At 72.3% G+C, this 23,218-nt stretch carries 26 protein-coding genes; 5 read left to right on the top strand and 21 right to left on the bottom strand.

Annotated features, from left to right (window positions below; genetic code table 11):
* The 9 genes from NHL53_RS08420 to coaA all read right to left on the bottom strand — a co-directional run.
* On the bottom strand, positions 1 to 404 hold a 404-nt coding region (locus NHL53_RS08420; RefSeq protein WP_433776410.1), incomplete at its 3' end, for a hypothetical protein.
* Entirely contained in the window at positions 401 to 1,477 is a 1,077-nt protein-coding gene (gene tsaD, locus NHL53_RS08415; protein WP_433776409.1) for a tRNA (adenosine(37)-N6)-threonylcarbamoyltransferase complex transferase subunit TsaD, read from the bottom strand. The genes NHL53_RS08420 and tsaD, both read right to left, overlap by 4 nt.
* Complete coding sequence (gene rimI, locus NHL53_RS08410) at positions 1,474 to 1,959, bottom strand: ribosomal protein S18-alanine N-acetyltransferase (RefSeq protein ID WP_433776408.1); 486 nt, start codon at positions 1,957 to 1,959, stop codon at positions 1,474 to 1,476. Before rimI ends, tsaD begins: the two co-directional genes overlap by 4 nt.
* Positions 1,956 to 2,564, bottom strand: a complete 609-nt coding sequence (gene tsaB / locus NHL53_RS08405) for a tRNA (adenosine(37)-N6)-threonylcarbamoyltransferase complex dimerization subunit type 1 TsaB (protein ID WP_433776407.1) — start codon at positions 2,562 to 2,564, stop codon at positions 1,956 to 1,958. Before tsaB ends, rimI begins: the two co-directional genes overlap by 4 nt.
* A gap of 10 nt (positions 2,565 to 2,574) precedes the next feature.
* Positions 2,575 to 3,075 (bottom strand): tRNA (adenosine(37)-N6)-threonylcarbamoyltransferase complex ATPase subunit type 1 TsaE, encoded by a 501-nt coding sequence (gene tsaE, locus NHL53_RS08400; protein WP_433776406.1) that lies wholly within the window; start codon positions 3,073 to 3,075, stop codon positions 2,575 to 2,577.
* 198 nt (positions 3,076 to 3,273) lie between these two features.
* Positions 3,274 to 4,401, bottom strand: coding sequence for an alanine racemase (gene alr, locus NHL53_RS08395; protein WP_433776405.1), 1,128 nt, complete (start codon positions 4,399 to 4,401; stop codon positions 3,274 to 3,276).
* Entirely contained in the window at positions 4,398 to 4,793 is a 396-nt protein-coding gene (locus tag NHL53_RS08390; RefSeq protein WP_433776404.1) for a holo-ACP synthase, read from the bottom strand. The genes alr and NHL53_RS08390 overlap by 4 nt, the downstream gene beginning before the upstream one ends.
* 331 nt (positions 4,794 to 5,124) lie before the next feature.
* Positions 5,125 to 6,978: a glutamine--fructose-6-phosphate transaminase (isomerizing) gene (gene glmS, locus NHL53_RS08385; RefSeq protein WP_433776403.1), complete on the bottom strand. Its 1,854-nt coding sequence runs from the start codon at positions 6,976 to 6,978 to the stop codon at positions 5,125 to 5,127.
* Positions 6,979 to 7,023: 45 nt separating this feature from the next.
* Positions 7,024 to 7,968 (bottom strand): type I pantothenate kinase, encoded by a 945-nt coding sequence (coaA, locus tag NHL53_RS08380; protein WP_433776402.1) that lies wholly within the window; start codon positions 7,966 to 7,968, stop codon positions 7,024 to 7,026.
* Between the two features lie 392 nt (positions 7,969 to 8,360).
* Between coaA and NHL53_RS08375 the strand changes: the two genes are divergently transcribed.
* On the top strand, positions 8,361 to 9,290 hold the full coding sequence (locus NHL53_RS08375; protein WP_433776401.1) for a Ppx/GppA phosphatase family protein: 930 nt from the start codon (positions 8,361 to 8,363) through the stop codon (positions 9,288 to 9,290).
* Between the two features lie 329 nt (positions 9,291 to 9,619).
* On the opposite strand, the gene glmM is transcribed toward NHL53_RS08375, so the two are convergent.
* The 3 genes from glmM to rplM are packed head-to-tail and all read right to left on the bottom strand — an operon-like array spanning position 9,620 to position 11,923.
* On the bottom strand, positions 9,620 to 10,975 hold the full coding sequence (gene glmM / locus NHL53_RS08370; protein WP_433776400.1) for a phosphoglucosamine mutase: 1,356 nt from the start codon (positions 10,973 to 10,975) through the stop codon (positions 9,620 to 9,622).
* An 8-nt stretch (positions 10,976 to 10,983) separates the two neighbouring features.
* Complete coding sequence (gene rpsI / locus NHL53_RS08365) at positions 10,984 to 11,451, bottom strand: 30S ribosomal protein S9 (protein ID WP_433776399.1); 468 nt, start codon at positions 11,449 to 11,451, stop codon at positions 10,984 to 10,986.
* Positions 11,452 to 11,476: 25 nt separating this feature from the next.
* A complete protein-coding gene (gene rplM, locus NHL53_RS08360) occupies positions 11,477 to 11,923 on the bottom strand; it encodes a 50S ribosomal protein L13 (RefSeq protein WP_433776398.1) in 447 nt (148 codons plus the stop codon).
* 211 nt (positions 11,924 to 12,134) lie between these two features.
* Here rplM and NHL53_RS08355 point away from each other — a divergent pair, with 211 nt between their 5' ends.
* Positions 12,135 to 12,905, top strand: a complete 771-nt coding sequence (locus NHL53_RS08355) for an HAD-IIB family hydrolase (protein ID WP_433776397.1) — start codon at positions 12,135 to 12,137, stop codon at positions 12,903 to 12,905.
* A gap of 236 nt (positions 12,906 to 13,141) precedes the next feature.
* On the opposite strand, the gene NHL53_RS08350 is transcribed toward NHL53_RS08355, so the two are convergent.
* Positions 13,142 to 13,651: an SGNH hydrolase domain-containing protein gene (locus NHL53_RS08350; RefSeq protein WP_433776396.1), complete on the bottom strand. Its 510-nt coding sequence runs from the start codon at positions 13,649 to 13,651 to the stop codon at positions 13,142 to 13,144.
* Between NHL53_RS08350 and NHL53_RS08345 the strand changes: the two genes are divergently transcribed.
* On the top strand, positions 13,543 to 15,084 hold the full coding sequence (locus NHL53_RS08345; protein WP_433776413.1) for a glycosyltransferase family 39 protein: 1,542 nt from the start codon (positions 13,543 to 13,545) through the stop codon (positions 15,082 to 15,084). The genes NHL53_RS08350 and NHL53_RS08345 overlap by 109 nt on opposite strands.
* A gap of 32 nt (positions 15,085 to 15,116) precedes the next feature.
* Here NHL53_RS08345 and NHL53_RS08340 read toward each other — a convergent pair whose 3' ends face one another.
* The 8 genes from NHL53_RS08340 to NHL53_RS08305 all read right to left on the bottom strand — a co-directional run bounded on the left by NHL53_RS08340 (position 15,117) and on the right by NHL53_RS08305 (position 22,053).
* A complete protein-coding gene (locus NHL53_RS08340; protein ID WP_433776395.1) occupies positions 15,117 to 15,671 on the bottom strand; it encodes a hypothetical protein in 555 nt (184 codons plus the stop codon).
* 5 nt (positions 15,672 to 15,676) lie between these two features.
* Positions 15,677 to 16,726, bottom strand: a complete 1,050-nt coding sequence (locus NHL53_RS08335; protein WP_433776394.1) for an AAA family ATPase — start codon at positions 16,724 to 16,726, stop codon at positions 15,677 to 15,679.
* A 47-nt stretch (positions 16,727 to 16,773) separates the two neighbouring features.
* Positions 16,774 to 17,451, bottom strand: a complete 678-nt coding sequence (locus tag NHL53_RS08330) for an endonuclease/exonuclease/phosphatase family protein (protein WP_433776393.1) — start codon at positions 17,449 to 17,451, stop codon at positions 16,774 to 16,776.
* A 47-nt stretch (positions 17,452 to 17,498) separates the two neighbouring features.
* Complete coding sequence (gene truA, locus NHL53_RS08325; RefSeq protein WP_433776392.1) at positions 17,499 to 18,377, bottom strand: tRNA pseudouridine(38-40) synthase TruA; 879 nt, start codon at positions 18,375 to 18,377, stop codon at positions 17,499 to 17,501.
* Positions 18,378 to 18,666: 289 nt separating this feature from the next.
* Entirely contained in the window at positions 18,667 to 19,365 is a 699-nt protein-coding gene (gene mtnN, locus NHL53_RS08320; RefSeq protein ID WP_433776391.1) for a 5'-methylthioadenosine/S-adenosylhomocysteine nucleosidase, read from the bottom strand.
* Complete coding sequence (locus NHL53_RS08315; protein WP_433776390.1) at positions 19,362 to 19,856, bottom strand: S-ribosylhomocysteine lyase; 495 nt, start codon at positions 19,854 to 19,856, stop codon at positions 19,362 to 19,364. The genes mtnN and NHL53_RS08315 overlap by 4 nt, the downstream gene beginning before the upstream one ends.
* 50 nt (positions 19,857 to 19,906) lie before the next feature.
* Positions 19,907 to 21,379, bottom strand: a complete 1,473-nt coding sequence (locus tag NHL53_RS08310; protein WP_433776389.1) for a SulP family inorganic anion transporter — start codon at positions 21,377 to 21,379, stop codon at positions 19,907 to 19,909.
* 188 nt (positions 21,380 to 21,567) lie between these two features.
* Positions 21,568 to 22,053: an FBP domain-containing protein gene (locus NHL53_RS08305; RefSeq protein ID WP_433776388.1), complete on the bottom strand. Its 486-nt coding sequence runs from the start codon at positions 22,051 to 22,053 to the stop codon at positions 21,568 to 21,570.
* Positions 22,054 to 22,084: 31 nt separating this feature from the next.
* Between NHL53_RS08305 and NHL53_RS08300 the strand changes: the two genes are divergently transcribed.
* Entirely contained in the window at positions 22,085 to 22,573 is a 489-nt protein-coding gene (locus tag NHL53_RS08300) for a YajQ family cyclic di-GMP-binding protein (RefSeq protein ID WP_433776387.1), read from the top strand.
* A 7-nt stretch (positions 22,574 to 22,580) separates the two neighbouring features.
* On the top strand, positions 22,581 to 23,123 hold the full coding sequence (locus NHL53_RS08295) for a PH domain-containing protein (protein WP_433776386.1): 543 nt from the start codon (positions 22,581 to 22,583) through the stop codon (positions 23,121 to 23,123).
* Positions 23,124 to 23,218: the final 95 nt, after the last annotated feature.

The raw sequence follows: 23,218 nt of genomic DNA, 5'->3' as shown, positions 1-23,218 counted from the left end.
AGGATCCACAGGAGCCAGGACGCGCTGAAGGCGATGGCGACGGCCCCCGTCGCGATGCTCGCCGCCGTCCACACGCGGCTCTCGGTGGGCCGGAAGGCCGCGACGACGCCCAGGACGAGGCCGACGAGCGCCGGCGCCGCGCCCCACGGGCCGAACCACGACACGGCGAGCCCGATGATCGCGAACGTCATCGCGGTGATCGCGAGGCGCGTGTGGTGCTCGCGCAGCTCCCGCCGGGTGAGGGGCCTGTCGGCGACGGCGGGGTCGATCCATCCGAAGGTCTCGGACGCGACGACCGACACGGATCCCGTCGTCGGGGCCGGGTCGAACGTCTCACGGGAGGCGCGCGGCGTCGCGGGGCTCTCCTCGAGCCCCTCGCCTCGCCGCGCGCGGATCCCGGTCATGGCCCCGCCTGCTCCTCCGCGACCTGGATCTCGGTGACGGGCAGCGTCGAGTCGGCGCCGAAGGCGAGCGTCGACGGCGGGCGGCCGCTCGCGATGAGCTGCGCGGCGAGCGCCGCGATCATCGCGCCGTTGTCGGTGCAGAGGCTGAGGGGCGGGATGCGCACGGTCACGCCCCTCTCGGCGGCGCGCTCGAGCGCGACCTCCCGCAGCCGGCGGTTGGCGATGACGCCGCCGCCGAGGAGCAGGCGCGGCACGCCCTTCTCGGCGCAGGCGTCGAGGGCCTTCGCGACGAGCACGTCGACGACCGCCTCGCGGAAGCTCGCGGCGACGTCGGCGAGGGGGATCACCTCGCCCGCGGCCTCGCGCTGCTCGATCCAGCGGGCGACCGAGGTCTTCAGCCCCGAGAACGAGAAGTCCCAGCGGTGCCGCTCGAGGTCGCTCGCCCGCGAGAGCCCGCGGGGGAAGCGGATCGCGGCGGGGTCTCCGTCGGCGGCGACGCGGTCGATGTGGGGGCCGCCGGGGTAGGGCAGCCCGAGGATGCGGGCGACCTTGTCGAAGGCCTCCCCCGCGGCGTCGTCGATGGTCTCGCCGAGCAGCTCGACGTCGCTGGTGAGGTCTCGCACGTGGAGCAGCGATGTGTGACCACCGGAGACGAGCAGCGCGATGGTCGGGTACTCGAGGGGGTCGGCGTCGGGGGTGAGGATGTCGGCGGCGATGTGGCCCACGAGGTGGTTGACGGCGTAGAGCGGCTTCTCGAGGGAGACGGCGAGGGCCTTCGCGGCGCCGACGCCGACCATGAGGGCGCCCGCGAGCCCGGGGCCGGACGTGACGGCGACGGCGTCGAGCTCCTCCAGCCGCACCCCCGCCTCGGCGACGGCCGCCTCGATGGCGGGCGCGAGCGCCTCGAGGTGGGCGCGGGCCGCGACCTCGGGCACGACGCCGCCGTAGCGGGCGTGCTCGTCCATGCTGCTCGCGATCGTGTTGCTGAGCAGCGTCGTGCCGCGCACGATGCCGATGCCGGTCTCGTCGCAGCTCGTCTCGATGCCGAGGACGAGGGGTTCGGCGCGGGTCATGCGTGCGCTCCTGCGGGGCGGTCGGCGCGCGGGGCGCGGCGGGCGAGGTCGAGGCGCATGACGACGGCGTCGACGTCGTCCGGCTGGTAGTAGCGGGGGCGGCGGCCGATCTCGGCGAACCCCTCGGAGGCGTAGAGCGCCTGGGCGACGGGATTGTCCGCCCGCACCTCGAGGAACACCTCGCGAGCGCGGCGCCTGGTCGCCTCGTCGAGGAGCTCGTCGAGGAGCGCCCGCCCGTGTCCGCGGCCGCGAGCCTCCGAGGCGACCGCGATGGTCTGGACGTCGGCGTCGCGCCCGCCAGGCAGGTGGCGCAGGCCCGCGTATCCGGCGATCCGCTCCCCGTCGTCGAGCACGACGTAGCGTCCGTGCGGCGAGGCGAGCTCGGCCCGCATCAGGTCGTCGCTCCACGCGTCGGCGGGGAAGCTCGCCCGCTCGAGCGCCATGATGGCGTCGAGGTCGTCTTCCGTCGCGGTGCGGATCACGTGCTCACCCGCTTCACGGCGCCGGGGATCTTCGCGTCGGGCGCCCGCAGGTACAGGGGCTCCCCGAGGGGCTCTGCGCGGCCGGCGGCGAGGATCCGCGCGGCGAGGCGCCCCACGGATCCGCCCGAGATGCGGGTCGTGAGGGGGGCGTCTCCCGAATCGGAGACGGGGACGAGCGCGGGGCCCGAGACGCGCACGGGGATCCCGTCGGCGTCGAGTCCGTCGTAGGTCGAGACGGCGTGCTCGCGCCGTCTGGCGTCGGTGACGATCCGCGGGGCGGGGTCGCCGGCCTCGATCGCGTCGAGCGCGGCGGCGTCGTGGCTGACGACGGGGACGACCGGGACGCCCCGTCCGATCGCGAAGGCGCGCGCGGCGGCGATGCCGATGCGCAGCCCGGTGAAGGGGCCGGGGCCGATGCCCGCGGCGACGGCCGCGACGTCGGCGGGGCGGAGGCTGGCGGCCGCGAGCGCGTCGCGGATGAGCTCGCCGATGATCTCCGCGTGGCCGCGCGCTCCCTCGCGCTCGGTGCGCGCGAGGACGGCGCCTGTGGCGGGGTCGACGACGGCGACCGCGGAGCCGAGGGAGGTGTCGAGGGCGAGGATCATCGCGTCCAGGCTAGTTGGACGCGGTTCGGAGACCGCTGGGGTCTCGTCTCGTTACGACAACGGTTCGCGGCGCATCGAGGTCGAGGTCCTCCGCGGCGACGTGCGCGGCGCCGACGGGGCGGGTGATCTCGACGTCCCACCAGGCGTCGGCGATCTGCTCGATCATGCCGCGCCCCCACTCGACGACGACGACGGATCCGTCGAGGTCGATGTCGAGATCCTCCAGCTCGGCGGCGTCGCCCAGGCGGTAGGCGTCGGCGTGCACGAGGGGGGCGCCGCCCGTGAGCGACGGATGCGTGCGCGCGATCACGAAGGTGGGGCTCTGCACGGGGCCGCGCACGCCGAGGCCGTCGGCGACGCCGCGCACGAAGGTGGTCTTGCCTGCGCCGAGCGGGCCCGTGAGCACGAGGACGTCGCCCGCCGCGAGGTGCGCGCCGATGCGCCCGCCCAGGCGCTCCATCTCGTCGGCTGTGGCGATCTCGTGCGCCCCCAGCGCGTCTTCGGGAACCATGGATCCATTCTCCCCCGCCGCGCCTGGCGAGTCGGTCCGCGGAGCGCACGCGACCCCGGCCCGCCGGATATCCCCGGAGCAGCGGACCGGACACCGCCGGTCCATTCGCCGGACCCGCATCATCCGCCGATCCGGCCGTCCTCCGCGGGGGCGCGACGCCAGCTTCGTCCGCCCGACCCAGCCGACGCCCGCGAGGTCTCAGCGCACGACGGTGCGGGGGACGCGGGACCCGACCCGCGTGACGATCTCGTAGTTGATCGTGCCGGCGGCGTCGGCCCAGTCCTCCACAGCGGGCGCGCCCGTGAGCGGGTCGCCGAACAGCACCGCCTGGTCTCCGACGCGCACGGGGAGCTCGCCGACATCGACGACGAACTGGTCCATCGCGATGCGTCCGGCGACGGGGAACCGTCGTCCGCCGATGCGCACGGATCCGCGCCCGGAGGCCTGGCGCGGGATCCCGTCGGCGTAGCCCAGCGGCACGAGCGCGAAGGTCGTGTCGGCGGCGGCGCGGTAGGTGTATCCGTAGGAGGCGCCGTGGCCGGCCCCCACGCGGCGCACGGCGGCGATGCGGGTGCGCAGCGTCATGGCCGGGCGCAGGCCGAGAGCGGCCGACGAGCGGCCCTCGAACGGCGAGAGGCCGTAGATGCCGAGGCCGACGCGCACGGCGTCGAAGCGCGCCTCGGGCAGGTCGATCGCGGCGGCGGTCGCCGCGAGGTGGCGCAGGCCGGGACGCAGCCCCGCGGCCTCCGCGCGGGCCACGGCGTCCGTGAACACGCCGGCCTGGGCGAGGTCGTGGTCGCGGCTCGTGCCGGACAGGTGGCTGAAGACGCCGTCGACGCGCAGCTGCCCCGCCTGCTCGAGGCGCGACGCCTCGGCGAACAGGGCGGGCCACGCCTCGGGCGCGGCGCCGTTGCGCCCGAGCCCCGTCTCGACCTTGAGGTGCACGACGGGGCGGTGCTCCGCGGACCCCGCCCGGGCCGCACGGGCCAGCTGGTCGAGGCTCGAGATGCCGAGCTGCACGTCGGCGGCGACGGCGCGGGAGAAGTCGATGTCCGGCGCGTGCAGCCACGCGAGCAGCGGGGCGTCGATGCCGGCGTCGCGCAGGGCGAGCGCCTCGTCGACGTCGCTGACCCCGATGCGCGTCGCGCCTCCGCGCACGGCCGCCTTCGCGGCGGCGAGCGCGCCGTGGCCGTAGCCGTCGGCCTTCACGACCGCGATGAACTCGCGGGTGCCTGCGGTCGCGCGCAGGGTGCGCACGTTGTGCTCGATGGCCCCGGCGTCGATGACGGCCTCGCGCAGGACGCCCTGCGGGATCGGGGCGCTCACTCCGCGGCCTCCGCACGGTCGCGCTCGTCGCCGGCGGGCGCCCCCTCGAGAACGGCGTACGCGAGGGCGAGCCCTCCGTCGTGGGACAGGGAGAGGTGGGTGCGCGCGACGCCCCGGGCGGCGAGGGTGCCCGCCGTGTCGCCCGAGAGCACGTAAGCGGGAGCGGTGCGCTCCCCGAGGCGCGGCACCTCGATCTCCTGCCAGCGCACGCCGTCGGATCCGCCGAGAGCCTTGATGAGCGCCTCCTTCGCGGCGTACCGCGCGGCGAGGGAGCGCAGGGGCAGCTCGCGCTCGTGGTCGGTGAACAGCCGGCGCATGAGGGCGGGAGAACGCGTGATCTGCCCCTCGAAGCGCTCGATGTCGACCATGTCCACGCCGATGCCGAGGATCACGTCTCGTCCGCCCGTCGTCCCGCCATGATCCGCAGTCTATGACGCCGCGCCGATGGCGACGGACATGGACGTGGAGCCGAACACCCCCATTCGGTCCGACCCCACGTCCACGTCACTCATGCCGACCCGCCGCGCGTCAGGCGTCGGATGCGGGGAGCGCATCGCCGGCCGGCGCGGGCTGAGGTCCTCGCCTCGCGAAGCGGATCCCTCCGCTCGCGACGCGATGTCCCTGCAGTCCAACCTGACTGAACAGATTCAGCGTAGGTGCCTCTGACGGGCCCGTCGATGGGGAGAACTCCCCATTGACGGACCCGCCGGGATCTGCGGCGCGCTACTCGACCGTGACCGACTTGGCGAGGTTCCGCGGCTGATCGACGTCGAGGCCCTTCGCCTCGGCGAGGCCCATCGCGAAGACGTGCAGGGGCACGACAGCGAGGATCGGCTCGAACAGCGGCGCGGCGAGCGGGATCCGCAGCACCTCGTCCGACTTCGGCAGCACGGCGGTGTCGCCCTGCTCGGCGATCGCGATGACGCGGGCGCCGCGGGCGTGGATCTCCTCGATCGCGGAGATGACCTTGGCGTGCAGCGTCGCGGATCCGCGCGGAGAGGGCACGACGACGAACACGGGCTGGCCCGGCTCGATGAGCGCGATGGGGCCGTGCTTGAGCTCGCCGGCCGCGAACCCCTCGGCGTGGATGTACGAGATCTCCTTGAGCTTGAGCGCGCCCTCGAGCGCGATCGGGAAGCCCACGTGACGGCCGAGGAACAGCACCGACCGGGTGTCGGCCATCCAGTGCGCGAGCTGCTCGATGTGCTCCTGCTCGTTGTCGAGGATCCACTGGATGCGGCCGGGCAGCTCCTCCAGCTCGACGATCGCCTCGGCCTCCGCCTCGGCGCCGAGCGCGCCGCGGACGCGCCCGACGTGCAGCGCGAAGAGGTACAGCGCGGTGATCTGCGCGACGAACGCCTTCGTCGAGGCGACGGCCACCTCGGGGCCGGCGTGCGTGTAGATGATCGCGTCGGACTCGCGCGGGATCGTCGCACCCTGCGTGTTGCAGATCGAGAGGGTGCGGGCGCCGAGGCGCGCGGCCTCCTTGACGGCCATGAGTGTGTCCATCGTCTCGCCCGACTGGCTGATCGAGACGACGAGGGTGCGCGCTCCGACGATGGGGTCGCGGTAGCGGAACTCGTGCGCGAGCTCGACGTCGACGGGGATCCCCGCCCACTTCTCGATCGCGTACTTGCCGACGAGGCCCGAGTAGTAGGCCGTGCCGCAGGCGAGCACGATGACGCGGTCGATGCCCGTGAACAGGTCGTCGAGGCCGTCGAGCTCGGGGATGACGATGCCGCCGTCGCGCACGCGTCCGCGCACGGTGTTGGCGACGGCCTCCGGCTCCTCCGAGACCTCCTTCGCCATGAAGCTCGGCCAGCCTCCCTTGTCGGCGGCAGCGGGGTCCCACGACACCTCGAAGGCCTGCGGCTCGACGCCTGCCCCGTCGAAGTCGGTGACGGCGACGCCCTCGGGGGTGATCGCGACGATCTGGTCCTGTCCGATGGCGAGCGCGCGGCGGGTGTGCTCCACGAACGCCGCGACGTCGGATCCGAGGAAGTTCTCGCCGTCGCCGATGCCGATCACGAGGGGCGAGTTGCGGCGGGCGCCGACGACGAGACCCGGGTGGTCCTCGTGCATCGCGAGCAGCGTGAACGCGCCCTCGAGGCGGCGCACGACCGCGCGGAAGGCGGCCTCGAGGTCGCCGCCCGACGCGCGGTACTCGCGCCCGAGCAGCACGGCGGCCGTCTCGGTGTCGGTCTCGCTGCGGAAGACGTATCCCTGCTGCTCGAGCTCGGCGCGCAGGTCGGCGAAGTTCTCGATGATGCCGTTGTGGATCACGGCGAGACGGTCGTCGTCCGCGAGGTGCGGGTGGGCGTTGGCGTCGGTGGGGCTGCCGTGGGTGGCCCAGCGGGTGTGGCCGATGCCCGTCGTGCCGTCGGGCAGGGGGTCGTCGGCGAGCGAGTCGCGGAGCCTCTGGAGCTTGCCCGCGCGCTTGCGCATGCCGAGGTGCCCGGATCCGTCGACGACGGCGATGCCCGCCGAGTCGTATCCGCGGTACTCCAAACGGGCGAGACCCGAGACGAGGATCTCCTGGCTGTTTCGTGGTCCGACGTATCCGACGATGCCGCACATGAGGAAAAGCCTAGATGCGCGGACGCTGTGCGCGTGCCGCGAGATTCACAGCTTGCGCAGGAGGACGCTGTCGACGGTGTGGTCGGCGCCCTTGCGCAGCACGAGCGTGGCGCGGTGCTTGGTGGGCTCGACGTTCGAGGTGAGGTTGGGCAGATTGATGTCGCGCCAGATCCCGCGGGCGGTGTCGATCGCCTCGTCGTCGTCGAGGTGCTGGAAGACGTTGAAGTACGACGCGGGGTTGGAGAAGGCGGCCTCGCGCAGCTTGAGGAAGCGGTCGATGAACCACTGCTCGATGTGCGCGGTGTCGGCGTCGACGTAGATCGAGAAGTCGAACAGGTCGCTGACGGCGACATCGTTGGGGGCGGGCGGGGGCTGCAGCACGTTGAGGCCCTCGACGATGAGCACGTCGGGTCGGCGCACGACGACCGAGGCGTCGGGCATGATGTCGTACTTCATGTGCGAGTAGAAGGGCGCCCGCACCTCCTCCTCCCCCGACTTGACGCGCGTGACGAAGTCGACGAGCGCGCGCCGGTCGTACGACTCGGGGAAGCCCTTCCGATCCATGAGGCCGCGGCGCTCGAGCTCGGCGTTGGGCAGCAGGAACCCGTCGGTCGTGACGAGCTCGACGCGCGGGGTGTCGCTCCAGCGGCTCATGAGCTCGCGCATGAGCCGCGCGACGGTCGACTTGCCGACCGCGACGGATCCGGCGACGCCGACCACGAAGGGGATGCGCGGCTGCTGCTCGCCGAGGAACTGGCCGATCTCGCCGCCGATCTGCCGCACGCCCCTCGCCCACCCGCTGAGGAGCCGGCTGATGGGGAGGAACACGTCGCGCACCTCGTCGACCGAGAGGCGGTCGCCGAGGCCGCGGATCTGCACGACCTCCTGCTCGGTGAGCGGCTGTTCCATGCCCTTGGCCAGACGCGCCCAGTCGGCCCGCGGGATCTCGCGGTACAGGGAGAGCTGCAGGGAGCTGCTGTCGGAGGTCATCCGCGTCATCATACCGAGCCGCCGGCCGCGCCCCGGGAGCCCGCATCGCGCCCCGCCCCACCCCATCGGATGCACGACGACTCCAATCCCCCACCCACGATCCCGCAGAGTCGCCATACCGCGGCTCCGGGCCGAGAAATGGCGTCGTCGTGCATCGAGGCCGCACCCCGGGGTCCTGGGCAGCGTCCGGCCGCGCCCCGGGAGCCCGCATCGCGCCCCGCCCCACCTCACCGGATACACGACGACTCCAATCCCCCACCCACGATCCCGCAGAGTCGCCATACCGCGGCTCCAGCTCGAAAAATGGCGTCGTCGTGCATCGCAAGGGCGCACCGTGCCCCGGGAGCCTGCGCCTCTTCGGGCGGGCGACGCGCGGCCGCTATTGTTTCCCCATGCGTCTGGGCGTCCTCGACATCGGTTCGAACACCGTGCACCTTCTCGTCGCGAACGCGCAGCCGGGCGGTCGCCCGCTGGCGCGGACCAGCGAGAAGACGACCCTGCGGCTGATGCGGTTCCTGCTGCCGGACGGGTCCATCTCGGACGAGGGCGTCGAGGCGATCCTGGAGGCCGTGAGCCGCGCACGGGAGAAGGCCGAGCAGGAGAGGGTCGACGAGCTGCTCGCGACGGCGACCAGCGCGATCCGCGACGCGACGAACGGCGCCCGCGTGATCGCCCTCATCGAGGAGCGGCTGGGACAGCAGCTGCAGGTGCTGGGCGGGTCGGAGGAGGCCCGGTTCACGTTCCTCGCGGTGCGGCGCTGGTTCGGCTGGTCGGCGGGGCAGATTCTGCTGTTCGACATCGGAGGCGGGTCGCTCGAGATCGCCGCGGGCAGCGAGGAGCTTCCGGAGGTGGCGGAGTCGGTTCCGCTCGGCGCGGGGCGCATGACCATCCGATTCCTGCAGGAGGATCCCCCTGGCGACGCGGGCGTAGAGCGCCTCGCCGAGCATGCGGCCGCGGTGCTGGAGCCGTTCGCGACGCGCTTCCGCCACCTGCCGGGCCCCGATCACGTGCTGGGCTCCTCGAAGACGATCCGGTCGCTCGCGCGCCTCGCGGGCGACAAGAGGCCCGGCTGGGTGGGCCGCGACCGGTGGGTGCTGCCGCGCGACGAGCTCGCGTCGTGGATCCCCGTGCTGGCGCGCGTTCCCGCGTCGGCGCGGCAGGAGCTGCCCGGCGTGACGCCCGAGCGAACCTTCCAGATCACGGCGGGAGCGGTCGTGCTGCACGAGGCGATGCGGGCGCTCGACGTCGACGAGCTCGAGGTGAGCCCGTGGGCGCTGCGCGAGGGCGTGCTGCTGCGCTACATCGAGGACATGGGCTGGTAGCCCGGCCGGCGCGCGTCGCCGGGACGAGGGCGGTGCGCTGAGACGAGGGCGGACTGCGCCGCGTCGTCCTCCGCTCGCGAGTGGTCTGCCCGCAGACGCAGGCCGGATCCGACGCGTCACGCGGTGCTCGCGAGCGCCGCGCACGCAGACGCGGGCGCTGCGCGGAGGAAAAGGGGGATCCGTCGGGTCGCCTGCGTGCGGGCGCACCGATTCACTCGTCATGAACAGGTCGTCGGTTCGAGCATCGCCCGCCGCGCGGAGCGGAGGCCGCCCGCGGATGCAGAGAGGGGATCCGGTGCGCCGGATCCCCTCTCTGCCGCGTTCTCTCGTCAGAGCGCCAGGCGCTCCTTCACGACGTCCGCGAGGCGCTCCGCGTGAGCGCGGGCGGTGTCGTCGTCGGCCGCCTCGACCATGACGCGCACGAGCGGCTCCGTGCCGCTGGGGCGCAGGAGCACGCGGCCGGTGTCGCCGAGGGCGCTCTCCGCGGCCGCCACGGCGGCCTGCACGCCCTCGTCGTCGACGCGCGCCTTGTCGACGCCGGGCACGTTGATCATGATCTGCGGGTAGACGGTCATGACGTCGGCGAGCTCGGCGAGGGTCTTGCCCGTGCGGGCCATCTCGCCGACGATCTGCAGGCCGGTGAGCAGGCCGTCGCCGGTGGTGGCGTGGTCGCTCATGATGACGTGGCCCGACTGCTCGCCGCCGAGGGAGAACCCGCTGCGGTTCATCTCCTCGAGCACGTAGCGGTCGCCGACCGCCGTCTGCACGACGGAGATGCCGTGCTCCTCCATCGCGAGGAGCAGGCCGAGGTTGCTCATGACGGTCGCGACGAGGGTGTCGTCGGCGAGCAGCCCGCGATCCTTCATCGCCGTCGCGAGGATCGCCATGATCTGGTCGCCGTCGATGATGCGGCCGTTCGCGTCGACCGCGAGGCAGCGGTCGGCGTCGCCGTCGTGCGCGATGCCGACGTCGGCCCCGTGCTCGACGACGGCGCGCGCGAGGTGATCGAGGTGCGTGGATCCGACGCCCTCGTTGATGTTGAGGCCGTCGGGCTCGGCGCCGATGACCGTGACGGTCGCGCCGGCGTCAGCGAAGAGCTGCGGCGAGACACCGGCGGCGGCGCCGTTGGCGCAGTCGATGATGACGTGCAGGCCGTCGAGGCGCGCGGGGAGCGTGCCGAGCAGGTGCAGCAGGTAGCGGTCCTCGGCGTCGGCGAACCGCGCGATGCGGCCGACGTCGGCCCCGGTGGGCTGCAGCTTGGGCTGCTCGAGGTGCTCCTCGATGCGCCGCTCGACGATGTCGGGCAGCTTGACCCCGCCGCGCGCGAAGATCTTGATGCCGTTGTCGGGCGCGGGGTTGTGCGACGCCGAGATCATGATGCCGAAGTCGGCGTCGAAGTCGTTCACGAGGAACGCGAGCGCGGGGGTCGGGATGACGCCGGCGTCGTAGACGTCGACGCCGCTCGATGCGAGACCCGCCGAGACCGCCGCCCCGAGGAACTGCCCGGAGATGCGGGGATCCCGGGCGATGACCGCCTTGGCGCGCCGGCCCTGGGCTCGGCGCGCCTCGGCGGAACGCCCCTGGCCCAGGACGACGGCAGTCGCCTGGGCCAGGGAGAGGGCAAGGTCTGCGGTGAGGGCGCCATTGGCGAGCCCTCGCACGCCGTCCGTGCCGAAGAGAGGCATACGCCGGATCAGCGCTTCGAGAACTGCGACGCCTTACGGGCCTTCTTGAGACCCGCCTTCTTGCGCTCGATGACGCGAGCGTCGCGCGTGAGGAAGCCGGCCTTCTTGAGAGCGGGACGGTTGTTCTCACGGTCGATCTCGTTGAGCGCGCGCGCGATGGCGAGGCGCAGGGCGCCAGCCTGGCCCGAGGGGCCGCCGCCCGTGATGCGGGCGGTCACGTCGTACGCGCCCGTGAGGCCGAGCAGCGTGAAGGGGTCGGTGATGAGCTGCTGGTGCAGCTTGTTCGGGAAGTACTCCTCGAGCGCACGGCCGTTGACCGTGAACGCGCCCGAGCCCGGGTTGAGGCGCGCACGCGCGATGGCGCGCTTGCGGCGGCCGACGGCCGCACCGGGGACGCTGACGACGGGGCGCTCGGCGACGATCGTGTCGCCCTGCTCCGCCGACTCGGTGGTGTAGGTCTGAATCTCGTCAGTCACAGTTGATCCTTATGAGCCGCGGCGCTTACTGGGCGACCTGGTCGATGGTGTACGTCTGGGGCTGCTGCGCGGCGTGCGGGTGCTCGGCACCGGCGTACACCTTCAGCTTCTTGAGCTGCTGGCGGCCCAGCGTGTTCTTCGGGAGCATGCCGCGGACGGCCTTCTCGACGGCGCGGGGCGAGTTCTTGTCGAGGAGCTCGTCGTAGGAGACCGACTTGAGGCCGCCCGGGAAGCCCGAGTGGCGGTAGGCGCGCTTCTGCTCGCGCTTGTTGCCGCTCAGCGCGACCTTGTCGGCGTTGACGATGACGACGAAGTCGCCCATGTCGACGTGGGGGGCGAAGGTCGCCTTGTGCTTGCCGCGCAGGAGGGCGGCGGCGTGCGAGGCGAGACGGCCGAGGACGACGTCGGTGGCGTCGATCACGAGCCACTGAGGCTGAGCGTCGCCGGCCTTCGGGGTGTAGGTGCGAGTCACGATAGTGCTGCTTTCTCGTCGAACGGAGGTGTTCGTGAATCCCACTCCGGGAGGGTTGGATCCGGCTCGGCCGGGCAACACGACGGTGGAGGGCTCACGTTCGCGGCGCGCACAGGTGTGCGCACCAGCGATCAAGATTACCCGATGAGGGGATCGGACGCGACCAGGGTCCTCACATGAAACGACGGCGCTGTCGGTCAGAATGGACGCCATGACCGCTTCTGCGCCGCTCCTCGTCGCCTTCGACCTGGACGACACCCTCGCCCCCTCGAAGTCCCGCGCCGAGCCGCGCGTCGCGCAGCTGCTCGTCGACCTCGCGCGACGCGTGGAGGTGGCGATCATCTCGGGCGGCCAGATCGCGCAGTTCCGGTCGCAGCTCGTCGACGCGCTGCCGGAGGCGCCGGACGCCCTCGCGCACTTCCACCTGCTGCCCACCTGCGGCACGCAGTACTACCGCCACGACGGATCCGGCTTCTCGGCGCTCTACGCCCGGGATCTGACGGACGACGAGCGGTCTCGCGCCCTCGCGGCCGTCGAAGAGGAGGCGAAGCGCCTCGGCCTCTGGGAGACGGAGACGTGGGGGCCGATCCTCGAGGATCGGGGCTCGCAGATCACGTTCTCGGCGCTCGGGCAGGCGGCGCCCGTCGACGCGAAGAAGGCGTGGGATCCGACGAGCGAGAAGAAGTCGCGCCTGCGCGACGCCGTGCAGGGGCGCCTGCCCGACCTGGAGGTGCGCTCGGGCGGATCCACGTCGGTGGACATCACCCGCAAGGGCATCGACAAGGCCTACGGCATGACGCAGCTGTCAGAGCAGACGGGCATCGCCCTCGACGACATGCTGTTCTACGGCGACCGCCTCGACCCGGACGGCAACGACTACCCCGTGCTGGCGATGGGCGTCGCCTGCGTGGCCGTCGACGGCTGGGAGGACACGGCCGCCAAGCTCGACGCGCTGCTGCCGGGGCTCGCACTCCGGGGCTGAGCTCGCCGCGGAGCCCCTCCGCGCCTTCAGCCTCGTCTCGCGGATCCCGTCGGACCTCGGGCTTCAGGCGAGGGAGCTCCCCCGCGCTTCTCCCGCCCCGTGAAGGACGAGGTCAGACCCCCGGGAAGTCGGCCGCGCCCGGAGCGCGAGAAGACCTCGCTCTGCGGAGCGACGGCATCGTGCACCGCGCCCGCGCCGCGAATGGCGACGAGACCCGGACGCGCGCTCGGCGACACTCACCCCCGCCCCTCCGCGAGGGCGGGGACGGCCTCGGTCGCACGCTCGTAGAAGTACGACCAGAGGGTGCGCAGGAACGGGGCGGACATGTGGTGCGCATCGCGATACACGATCGCGTTCCCGATGACCATCGGGCACCCGTCGTCATCGCAGTAGAAGTCGGTGCGGGAGACGACGTGCGCGCGGCTCTCGATCTCGGCCGCCTCGAACTGCGAGTCGACGGGCGTCGTCGCTCGCTCCGGATCGAGCACGCAAGCGCTGCCGTCCAGCGCGTCTCCGGGATGCTCGATGACGCAGTCCTCCATCGACTCGGGCACGAGCGGGTTGTCGGCCGCCGCGATGACCTCGGTTCCCGCGTCGATGGCGCGGCTCCACGCGTAAGCCTGAGCCTCCGCGAGTCGTGAGCGCTTTCGCTCGTCGTGTCGTGGCCGCGGAACGCGGTCGTGATGATGACGTCGTACTCGCCGCTGGAGAACCTCTCGTCCAGCTCTTCGCGATACGCCGTGCACTGCTCGTCCTCTGCGGGATCGACCCAGGTGCAGCCGCGGCCGACGTACGTATCGAACTGCCAGCCGACCTCGTCATCGGCTCCCGCCTCGTCCCCCTCATCTTCTTCGCCGCGCTGCTCGCCGCGCTCTGGATCCTCGGACGCCGCATCGGCGGACGCTGGGCCGCGCTCGTCGCCGTCTCCGTGCCGCTCGCCTTCGACGCGACGGGCACCGTGTCGCCCATCCAGGGCCCCGCAGACGTGCTCGGCGAGATCCCCGCCGCGGCGCTCATCGCGTGGGCGCTCATCGCCGTGCGCCGTCGGCCCTGGCTCGCCGGGCTGCTGCTCGGATGCGCGATCCAGGCGAAGTACATCGCGTTCCTCGCCGCCCCCGCGCTCGTCGTCGCCCTCCTCCTCGCTCAGCACGGCGTGCCGTGGCTGCGCCGGCTGCGCTCGCTGATCCTGCCCGTCGTCTGCACGGGGGTCCCCACGCTGATCGTCGAGATCGGCATCTTCCTCTCGCTCGGCCGCAGCGGATACCTGGGACACCTGCGCAGCACGAAGGAGTTCCTCCTCGACGGCGGGCAGGTGGACGCCCGCACCACCGTCGTCGAGAAGCTCGCGACCCTCGTCGACGCGTGGCGCCTGCCCGGCGTCGCGACGCTCGCGCTCGTGCTCATCGCGATCGCCGTCGGGACCCTCGCCGTCTGGCGTCTCGCGCCGCCCGAGCGCCGCGCCCTGTGGCGGGACGAGCGGATGCCCCTGCTCGCCGGCGCGCTCGTCGGGCTCGCGGCGTACGTCGGCTGGTGGTCCACCGCCGCGCACACCCCCCTCTGGCCGCGCCACCCCGCCCCCGGCGTGCTCGCGTTCGCACCCGTGCTCGCCGCGTTCGCCGTGCTCGCGATCCGCTCCCTCGCGGCGCGGGCTCCTGCGGGAGCGGCGGATCCGATGCGCACCCCGGCGGGCGAACGCGGCGCGGAGGGCGCGAGCCCGCGTCGCGCAGCGGCCGAGCACCGTCCCGGACCGGGCGACGCGGTCACGCGCCCCGCGGGAGGGCCTGGCGCGGGCGGCGCCGCATCCGCCGATCCGCCTCGACGCCCCGCCCTCCGGGCGCTCGGCGTCGGAGCCGCCGCGGTGCTCGCCATCGCCGTCGCCGCGCAGACGGGGCTCGCCGCGACCACCGCGCTGCGGGCGCCGAACGAGCTGGCGCAGCAGCGCGAGATCGCGAGCGCCGTCACAGAGCTCGACGCCCCGCAGATCGCCACCGCCTGGAGCCCCACGATCAGCATCGTCGTGCTCGCCGGATCCCACCTCGCGCTCTACGACGCCCCGCCCGAGAACATCGAGGGGGCGCCGCTGCTCATGTGGAACGACCGCGCCAACAACGGCGACATCTCCTGCACCGGCGCCGTGCTGCTCGAGATCGAGAACGTCACGGTCTGCGCCGCCGAGTAGGGCGCGTCGGTCGGCGAAGGCCCCGCGAGAGCTCAGCGGTCTCGGTGCTGTGCGCGCGTCGACGGATCCCGCCGCGCCGTCCACGGCGTGCGCGGATCCGGAGCGAGAGTCGACGTGACGTACGACGCGCTCAGCCCCAGCGCCTTTCCGACCTTCTTCAGCTTCATCTCCAACGGCATGAGGACCGCGCGGATCTGCTTCGCCTTGCGCCCGCCGTCCTTGACCTCGACGTGCAGCACGAGGTGGATCCGCGACGCCCCCGCACTCCGCACCGCGAACTCCTGGGCCGCGCTCTGCGCGGTGCTGCGCTGCAGGGCGTAGAGCGTCGCCATCGTCCCCGCCGCCTTCAGCCCGACCGTGCGCGCGAGATCCTGCGGCTGGTCCGCGCCGTCGTAGGTGTAGTCCTTCATCTCGATGATCCACAGGGCGCCGTCTCCGCACGCCACGACGTCACAGCCCTGCAGACCGAGCTCGCCCGCGGCTTTCGCGAACTGGTTCCACGTGTCGAAGACGTCGACATCCCAGTGATCCGGGAACGCGAAGAAGGTGCCGTCGATCTCGAGCTCGCCTGGCTGCTCCCCGGGCATCCGGATCACCAGGCCAGGTAGCGGCCGGCCTGCTCCGCCTCCGCCTCGAGCGCGGCGACGTACTCGAGGTTGTCCAGGTCATCGGTCACCTGCGCGACGACCTCGGCGACCGCAATCTGCTCGTCGTCCTCCTGCCGCCTGCTCAGGCCGATGTAACGGGGCGACAGGGTCTCGCCGTTCATCTGCAGCTCGCGCAGGAGGAACATGCTGTGGGTCGCGACGACGATCTGCGCGCCGCTCTGCGCCAGATGCACCAGCGCGTGCGCCACGGCCCGCTGCGACGCCGGATTGAGGTTCGCCTCCGGCTCGTCCCAGAACAGGTACCCGCCTTCGAGGAGCACGCCGTTGGCGATGAGCCGCACGATCATCGCGAGCTTGCGATGCCCCTCCGCGAGCAGCGGCGCTTCCAGGTTCCCGATGCCCGGCTGCCGCAGGGAGAACCGTCCGTCCGACTCGACGACGGATCCGCCCTGCAGTAGTTCGGAGAACGGCTGGAGCAGCGCGCTCGCCTCCGCGCCACGCTGGCCGCGCAGCGCCGGTCGCTGGAGCAGATCGGCCGTGTCTCGCCACGTCTCCTCGAACCCCGTGTCGTAGGCGTCGTAGAGGGCGATGAACGTCGATCCGAGAGACAGGAGCTCGTGCGACGGGAGGAAAACCGGCTCGTCGTCCAGCTCGCGATTCGGAATGCTCGCGACGCCCACCTCGGTCTTCGCGTGCGAGGAGAAGCCGAAGCGCAGCTCGTCGCCGATCTGCGCGTACTTCACCGAGATCTCCGCCCTGGCCTTGCCCTTCACCCTCCGCGTCAGCCGCCCCAGCGAGTCAGGGCGGAAGACGCCGTCGAGCTTCGACGCGAGATCGCCGTTCAGATCCTTCTTCGTCAGCGACCGCGCGTCCTTCAGCGACTTGGTGCACGAGTACAGCAGCTTCAGCAGCTGCGACTTGCCCGTCGCGTTGTCGCCGACGACGACGTTCAGCCCGGGAGACAGCTCGATGTCGACGTCGTGGAACGGCCCGAACGACTTCGCCGTCGCGCGCGTGATGGGATGCTGAGCCATGCGTCCACACTAGAGCGAAACGGCCGGATGATCCCGGATCCCGCGCGTCAGCCGCCGCGGCGGTAGTCGGCCTCGACGATGATCGGCAGGTGGTCGCTCGTGCCCTGCGGCAGCGTCATGACGTCGTCGATCGCGAGGCCCTGCGACGTGACGAAGTCGTAGTGCCCCTTGAAGAAGCGATACCGCGTGTAGGTGCGCCGGTTGCTGAGCGACAGGTCGTAGCCGTGCTCGCGCACCTGATCGCCGAGGCGCTCCTTGAACACCGGATAGTTGTAGTCGCCCACCATCACCGTCGGCGTGCCCGGCCCCAGCTGCTCGAGAGCCTGCAGCGCCGAGCGGATCTGCGTGCGCCGCAGCGAGTTCAGGGCGGTCAGCGGGGCGGCGTGGAACGACGCCACCGTCACCTCGCGATTCGCGTCGATGTCGTGCAGCTGCACGCCGAGCAGCCGCTCGTGCGCCGGCTTCAGCACGATGTCGTGCAGAGACCTCTTGAGCCCCATCGACACCGACTCCACGAAGCGGAACGTGCTCGCGCTGTAGTACACCGCGAGCCCCAGCCGGTTGCGATCCGTCGCCGCCGCGAGCCGCAGTCCGTCGAGACGGCTCGGGAGGTCTTCCACGCGCGCCTCCTGCAGGCACACGACATCGGGCTCCCAGCGGTCGAACAGCGAGTCGAGCTCGCCAGCCGCCGCATGCTTGCGGAGGTTATAGGACAGAATTCGCATCGTGCTCTCACGATATGCCCGATCCGGCATCCTGCGGGAGAGACAGGCTATGAGCCTCCTTGGACCTCGCCCGGATCCCGCCGGGCGCGGGTCTGATCGGCACGCGACGCGAGCAGCTCGTCGGCCGGATACCCCACCTCGGCGAGGGTCAGCCCGCGCGCGTCGAGCACCGCGAAGGCGCTCGTGCGGGTCAGCTCGTCGCGCAGGCGCGAGACGTCCTCCGGCTCGAGGCGCCCCTGCCCCACGGCGACGCAGGCGCCGACGAGCGCCCGCACCATCGAGTGGCAGAACGCGTCGGCCTTCACGTTCGCGACGAGCACGCCGCGCTCGTCGCGCCGCCAGCCGAACTCCAGCAGGGTGCGGATCGTCGTCGCCCCCTCCCGCGGCTTGCAGTAGGCGGCGAAGTCGTGCAGCCCGACGAGACGCGACGCGGCGTCGTCCATGCGCGCCGCGTCGAGGTGCGCGCGCACGGTCGTCGTGTCGTTCCGGCGGATCGGATCGTAGCCCGCCGTCTCATCCACGATCCGATACGCGTACCGCCGCCAGATCGCCGAGAACCGCGCGTCGAACCCCTCGGGCGCCGTGGAGGTGCGCGACACGGCCGCGTCGGCGTACGGACGCAGCACCCCGCGGAGACGGCGCGCGAGCCCCGACACGGGATCCGCGGGCGTCGCCTCGCCCCTCCGCGGCGCCGTGGCGCGCTCCCACTGCTCCTCGTCGAGGTCGGCGTGCGCCACCTGGCCGAGCGCGTGCACGCCGGCGTCGGTGCGGCCGGCGACGACGAGCCGCACCTCGCTGCGCAGCACCCGCGCGAGGGCGGCCTCGATCGTCCCCTGCACCGTGCGCAGCCCCGGCTGACGTGCCCACCCGGAGAAGTCCGTGCCGTCGTACGCGATGTCGAGGCGGATCCGGTGCGCCGCGGTCATCGAGCGGTCCCCTCTCGGCGGACGCGGATGCACGACGACGCCAGAACGCGGCGCCGGAGACGCGACACGCCGGATCCGCCGCCCCGGCGCCGCAGATCGGCGTCGTCGTGCACGAGGACGGCAACAGACACGGCCGACGCCCACCGCAGCCGCCGGGCCCCGACGCGCCGAATGCACGACGACGCCAGAACCCGGGCCGACCGGCCCGACACGCCGGATCCGGCACCCCGACGCCGCAGATCAGCGTCGTCCTGCACGGCAGCGGCAGCGGTGGCCGGGGCGCGGAGGGTCATCGGACGAGGGATCCGAGGGCGGCGAGCACGACGCGGGCCGAGCGCGCCGCGGCGTCGTCGACGTGCGTCTCGAACTGGTCGGCGGTGGGCGCGCACAGGTCGCTCACGCCGCGCGCGGCCGCGAAGCGCGCCCCGTGCAGCAGAGCCGCGTGCGCGACGGCCGCCGTCTCCATATCGATCGACAGGAGCGCGGGGAACTCCTCGCGCAGCGTCAGCGCTGCGTCGCTCGTGACGAAGCGGTCGCCCGCCCCCATCGCGCCCGCGCGCATCGCGACGCCCTCGACCTCGACCGCGGCGAGCGCCGCGCGCAGCCCCTCGTCGACCGGATACGCCTCGGGCATCCCCGGCACCTGGCCGAGCGCGTAGCCGAACGCACGCGCGTCCGCCTGCACGTTGATCGCCTCGGAGGCCACGATCACGTCGCCCACCTCGACCTGGGCGGCGAGGCCTCCGGCGGTGCCGGCGCTCACGATCGCGACGTCGTCGGATCCGTAGCGCGCGATCGCGCCCGCCGCCGCGACCGCCGCGTTCACCATGCCGATGCCCGAGCGCACGAGCACGACCGTGGCGTCGCCGACCGCGAGCCCGCGATGCACGGCGCGGCCGATCTCGACGGGCTCGCTGACCTGGTCGGCGGCGTCGAGGAACGGCTGCGCCTCCTCCTCCATCGCCACCTGGATGACGAGAGCGGTCATGCCGCAGGCTCCGCGGATCCGTCGGCGAACACCGTGAGCCACTCGCCCCGGCGGTCGAGGAAGGCGCGCGCGGCCTCCTGAGCGCCCTCGAGCGTGTGGTTCGCGCCCCAGCCGCACTGCACCTCGTTGGCGGCGGGCACGGCGTCGGCGGTCGCGACGTCGCGCAGGGTCGCCTCGACGAGGTCCGCGACCTCCTCGACGGTGTGCTCCCCCTGCAGGATCAGGTAGAAGCCCGTCTGGCATCCCATGGGCGAGAAGTCGACGACGCGGTCGGAGTGGTCGCGGCTCTTCTCGGCGAACAGGTGCTCGAGCGAGTGGATCACCGGCATCTCGAGGTGCGCGACGTTCGGCTGCGCGAAGCGCACGTCGTACTTCACGATGACGTCGCCCGCGGGCAGCTGCTTGCGGTCGGCGAGCCGCAGATACGGCGCCGCCACCTTCGTGTGGTCGAGGTTGAAGGATTCGACGTTCATGCGCGCGTTCTCAGTCACTCCCCCAGGGTATCCAGGGGCGCCGGACGGGGCGCGCGTGTGACGGCCGCCTACGGCAGGTTGCCGGTGAGGCGGCCGTGGAAGTCGCCGGAGGCGTCGTTCATGCCGACGATCTCGACCCGGGCGCCGCGTTGCCGGTACTTGTGCTCGATCGCGTCGAGGGCCGCGACGGTCGACGCGTCCCACACGTGCGACTGCGACATGTCGATGACGACCCGCGCCGGATCCTCCGCATACGAGAACTGCGTCGTCAGATCGTTCGACGAGGCGAAGAACAGCTCGCCCCGCACCGCGTACCGCACGCTCTCGCCGTCGTCCGAGAGAGTGCGCGCGACGGTCGTGAAGTGCGCGACGCGGCGCACGAACAGCACGGCGGCCGCGACGATCCCCGCGCCGACGCCGATCGCGAGGTTCTCCGTGACCACGGTCAGCACGACCGTGACGAGCATCACCGCGGTCTCGCTCTTCGGCATGCGCCGCAGCGTCGATGGCCGCACGGAGTGCCAGTCGAACGCCGCGTACGACACCATCACCATCACGGCGACGAGAGCCGCCATCGGGATCCCCGCCACGAAGTCGCCGAACACGATCACGAGGATGAGGAGGAAGACGCCGGCGAGGAACGTCGAGATGCGCGTGCGGGCGCCGGAGATCTTGACGTTCATCATCGTCTGGCCGACCACCGCGCATCCGCCCATCCCGCCGAACAGGCTCGAGAGGATCTGCGCGATGCCCTGGCCCGCCGCCTCGCGCGTCTTCGACGACGGGGTGTCGGTGATGTCGTCGACGAGCTTCGCCGTCATGAGCGACTCGACGAGGCCCACGACCGCGACGCCCGCGGCGTACGGCGCGATGATCGCGAGGGTCTCCCCCGTGAGCGGAACGGCGGGCAGCAGGAAGCCGGGCAGCGTCCGGGGCAGCTCTCCCTGGTCGCCGACGGTGGGAAGATCCCACCCGACGATCATCACGAGGGCCGTCACGACGACCACGCCGATGAGCGGCGCGGGGATCGCGGTGGTGAGGCGCGGGAAGATCGCGATGACGACGACGCCCAGCACCACGAGCGGGTAGGTGAGCCACGGCACCCCCAGCAGGTGCGGCAGCTGCGACATGAGCACGATGATCGCGAGCGCGTTCACGAAGCCGACCATCACGCTGCGCGGGATGAACCGCAGGAGCTTCGCGACGCCGAACACGGCGAGCAGGATCTGGAACACCCCCGCGAGGAGGATCGTCGCGAGCAGGTATTCGAGGCCGTACGTGGGGGCGACGTCGGCCACGACGAGCGCGACGGCGCCCGTCGCCGCCGACACCATCGCGGCGCGGCCGCCGACGAACGCGATCGACACGGCCATGACGAACGAGCTGAACAGGCCCACCCGCGGATCCACGCCCGCGATGATCGAGAAGGCGATCGCCTCCGGGATGAGGGCCAGCGCCACGACGAGCCCCGCGAGCACCTCGCGGCTCAGCATGCGGGGAGACCGCAGCGCGCGCAGGACGGTCGGGGCAGGGGCGGACATGATCCCTCCGGAGGGTCGACGAGCGGCGGAGACCCGCCTCGCTTCGAGGCTAGCGAACCGGGAGGGCGACCTTTTATCCGATTGCTCCAGCGATCCGCGCGCCGCGCTGTCGGGGATCCTGCGACGTCGGTGGCGGACGGCCGGCGCCGGAGCGCGCCGCGGCCGGGTCTCCGACGGAACGGCGTCGGTCAGTCGCCGTCGCGCACGCGGCGCACGAACTCCCGCATCCGGTGGGCGGCCTGGTCGATCGCGAGGTCGACGCTGGCGCGGAACTCGCCGGGGGCGAGGGGATGCGCGAGGCGCACGTTCTGATGGCAGGACACGTCGGCGCACATGTAGGTGCCGATGCTGTCGCCCCGCTCGCCGGCCTCGCCGCCCTTGCGGGCGCTGAGCAGCGCCACCTGGTTGCCCGGCTGCATCGTGCGGCAGACGTTGCAGATGCTGTTGCGGGCGCGGGAGGACGATCCGGCCGATCGCAGCACGATTCCCGTGGGCTCCCCGTCGAGCTCGACGATCACGTAGCAGCGCCGCGTGCTCGGGTCGCGCCAGGCGAGGAAGTCGAGGGCGAACCAGTCGGCCAGGGCGGCGGAGACGGGCACGTCGAGCAGCTCGAGGTCTCGATCGTCGGCGTTGATGAACGACGCGCGGATGTCGTCGGCGGTCAGCTCCTGCATGATCCGGCCAGTCTAGAAGTAGGCTCGGGGCATGGCTGACAGTTCTTTCGATGTGGTCTCCGAGGTCGATCGCCAGGAGGCGGACAACGCCCTCAACCAGGCGAGCAAGGAGATCCAGCAGCGCTACGACTTCCGCGGCACCGAGACGACGATCGAGTGGTCGGGCGAGCAGATCCTCATCACCGCGAACAGCGAGGACCGCGCGACGGCGGCGCTCGACGTGTTCCAGTCGAAGCTCATCAAGCGGGGCATCTCGCTGAAGAGCCTCGATTCCGGTGAGCCGTTCGTGAGCGGCAAGCAGGCGAAGATCGTCTCGACCCTCAAGGAGGGCATCGCGCAGGACGTGGCGAAGAAGATCAACAAGATCATCCGAGACGAGGGCCCGAAGGGCGTCAAGAGCCAGATCCAGGGCGACGGCATCCGCGTCTCGTCGAAGAGCCGCGACGACCTGCAGCAGGTCATCAGCCTGCTGAAGTCGCAGGACCTCGACGTCGCGCTGCAGTTCACGAACTACCGCTGACGCCCCGATGACGCCCGCGGCGCCCGCCGTGCTGTTCCGCACGCCGCATCGGATGTGGGGTCTGGCGGTCGCGGGCGCCGTGTTCGCCGTCGCCTTCGTCCCCGTCGCGGGGATGCTCGTCGCGCTCGGCATCGGGCTGATGCGCGCGAACGGGATCGCGATCGCGTCGGTCGCGTTCGGATGCGCGGCGCTGCTCGTCGTCGGCGGCCTGCTGTTCGTGATCGCGTATCGGCAGCGCTTCAGCGTGACGACCGCGGGCATCGAGGTCGTCTCGTTCCTCCGCACGCGGCGCATCCCCTGGGCGGCGATCCGCGTGATCGGGATCGGCCCGCCCACCCTGCGCGCGCCGCGCGCCACCGAGATCGTGCTGTGGGACGGATCCGTCGTGCGCCCGGGCGCCACCTCGATGAACTTCGCGCTGCTGCGCGGCGAGACGCCGCTCGCGCACGGCGCGGACGGCCGGTCTCCGACGGCGGCGACCCTCGCGGCGATCGACGCCCACCAGCGCTACCTCCGCGGCGAGTTCGGCGGCGTCGCCCCGGCCGGCTGAGATCCCGCCGGTGCCTCGCCCGGGCGCTGTCGTGCGCCTCGCCGGAGCGCCCGGTCGGCTGCGCAACGACGCCGTGCCCCGCGCTCGGAGGCGCG

It is taken from the genome of Microbacterium sp. gxy059 (assembly GCF_050958665.1).
In the GTDB taxonomy this organism is placed as follows: domain Bacteria; phylum Actinomycetota; class Actinomycetes; order Actinomycetales; family Microbacteriaceae; genus Microbacterium.
This window is presented reverse-complemented; position numbering and strand designations above follow the sequence as displayed.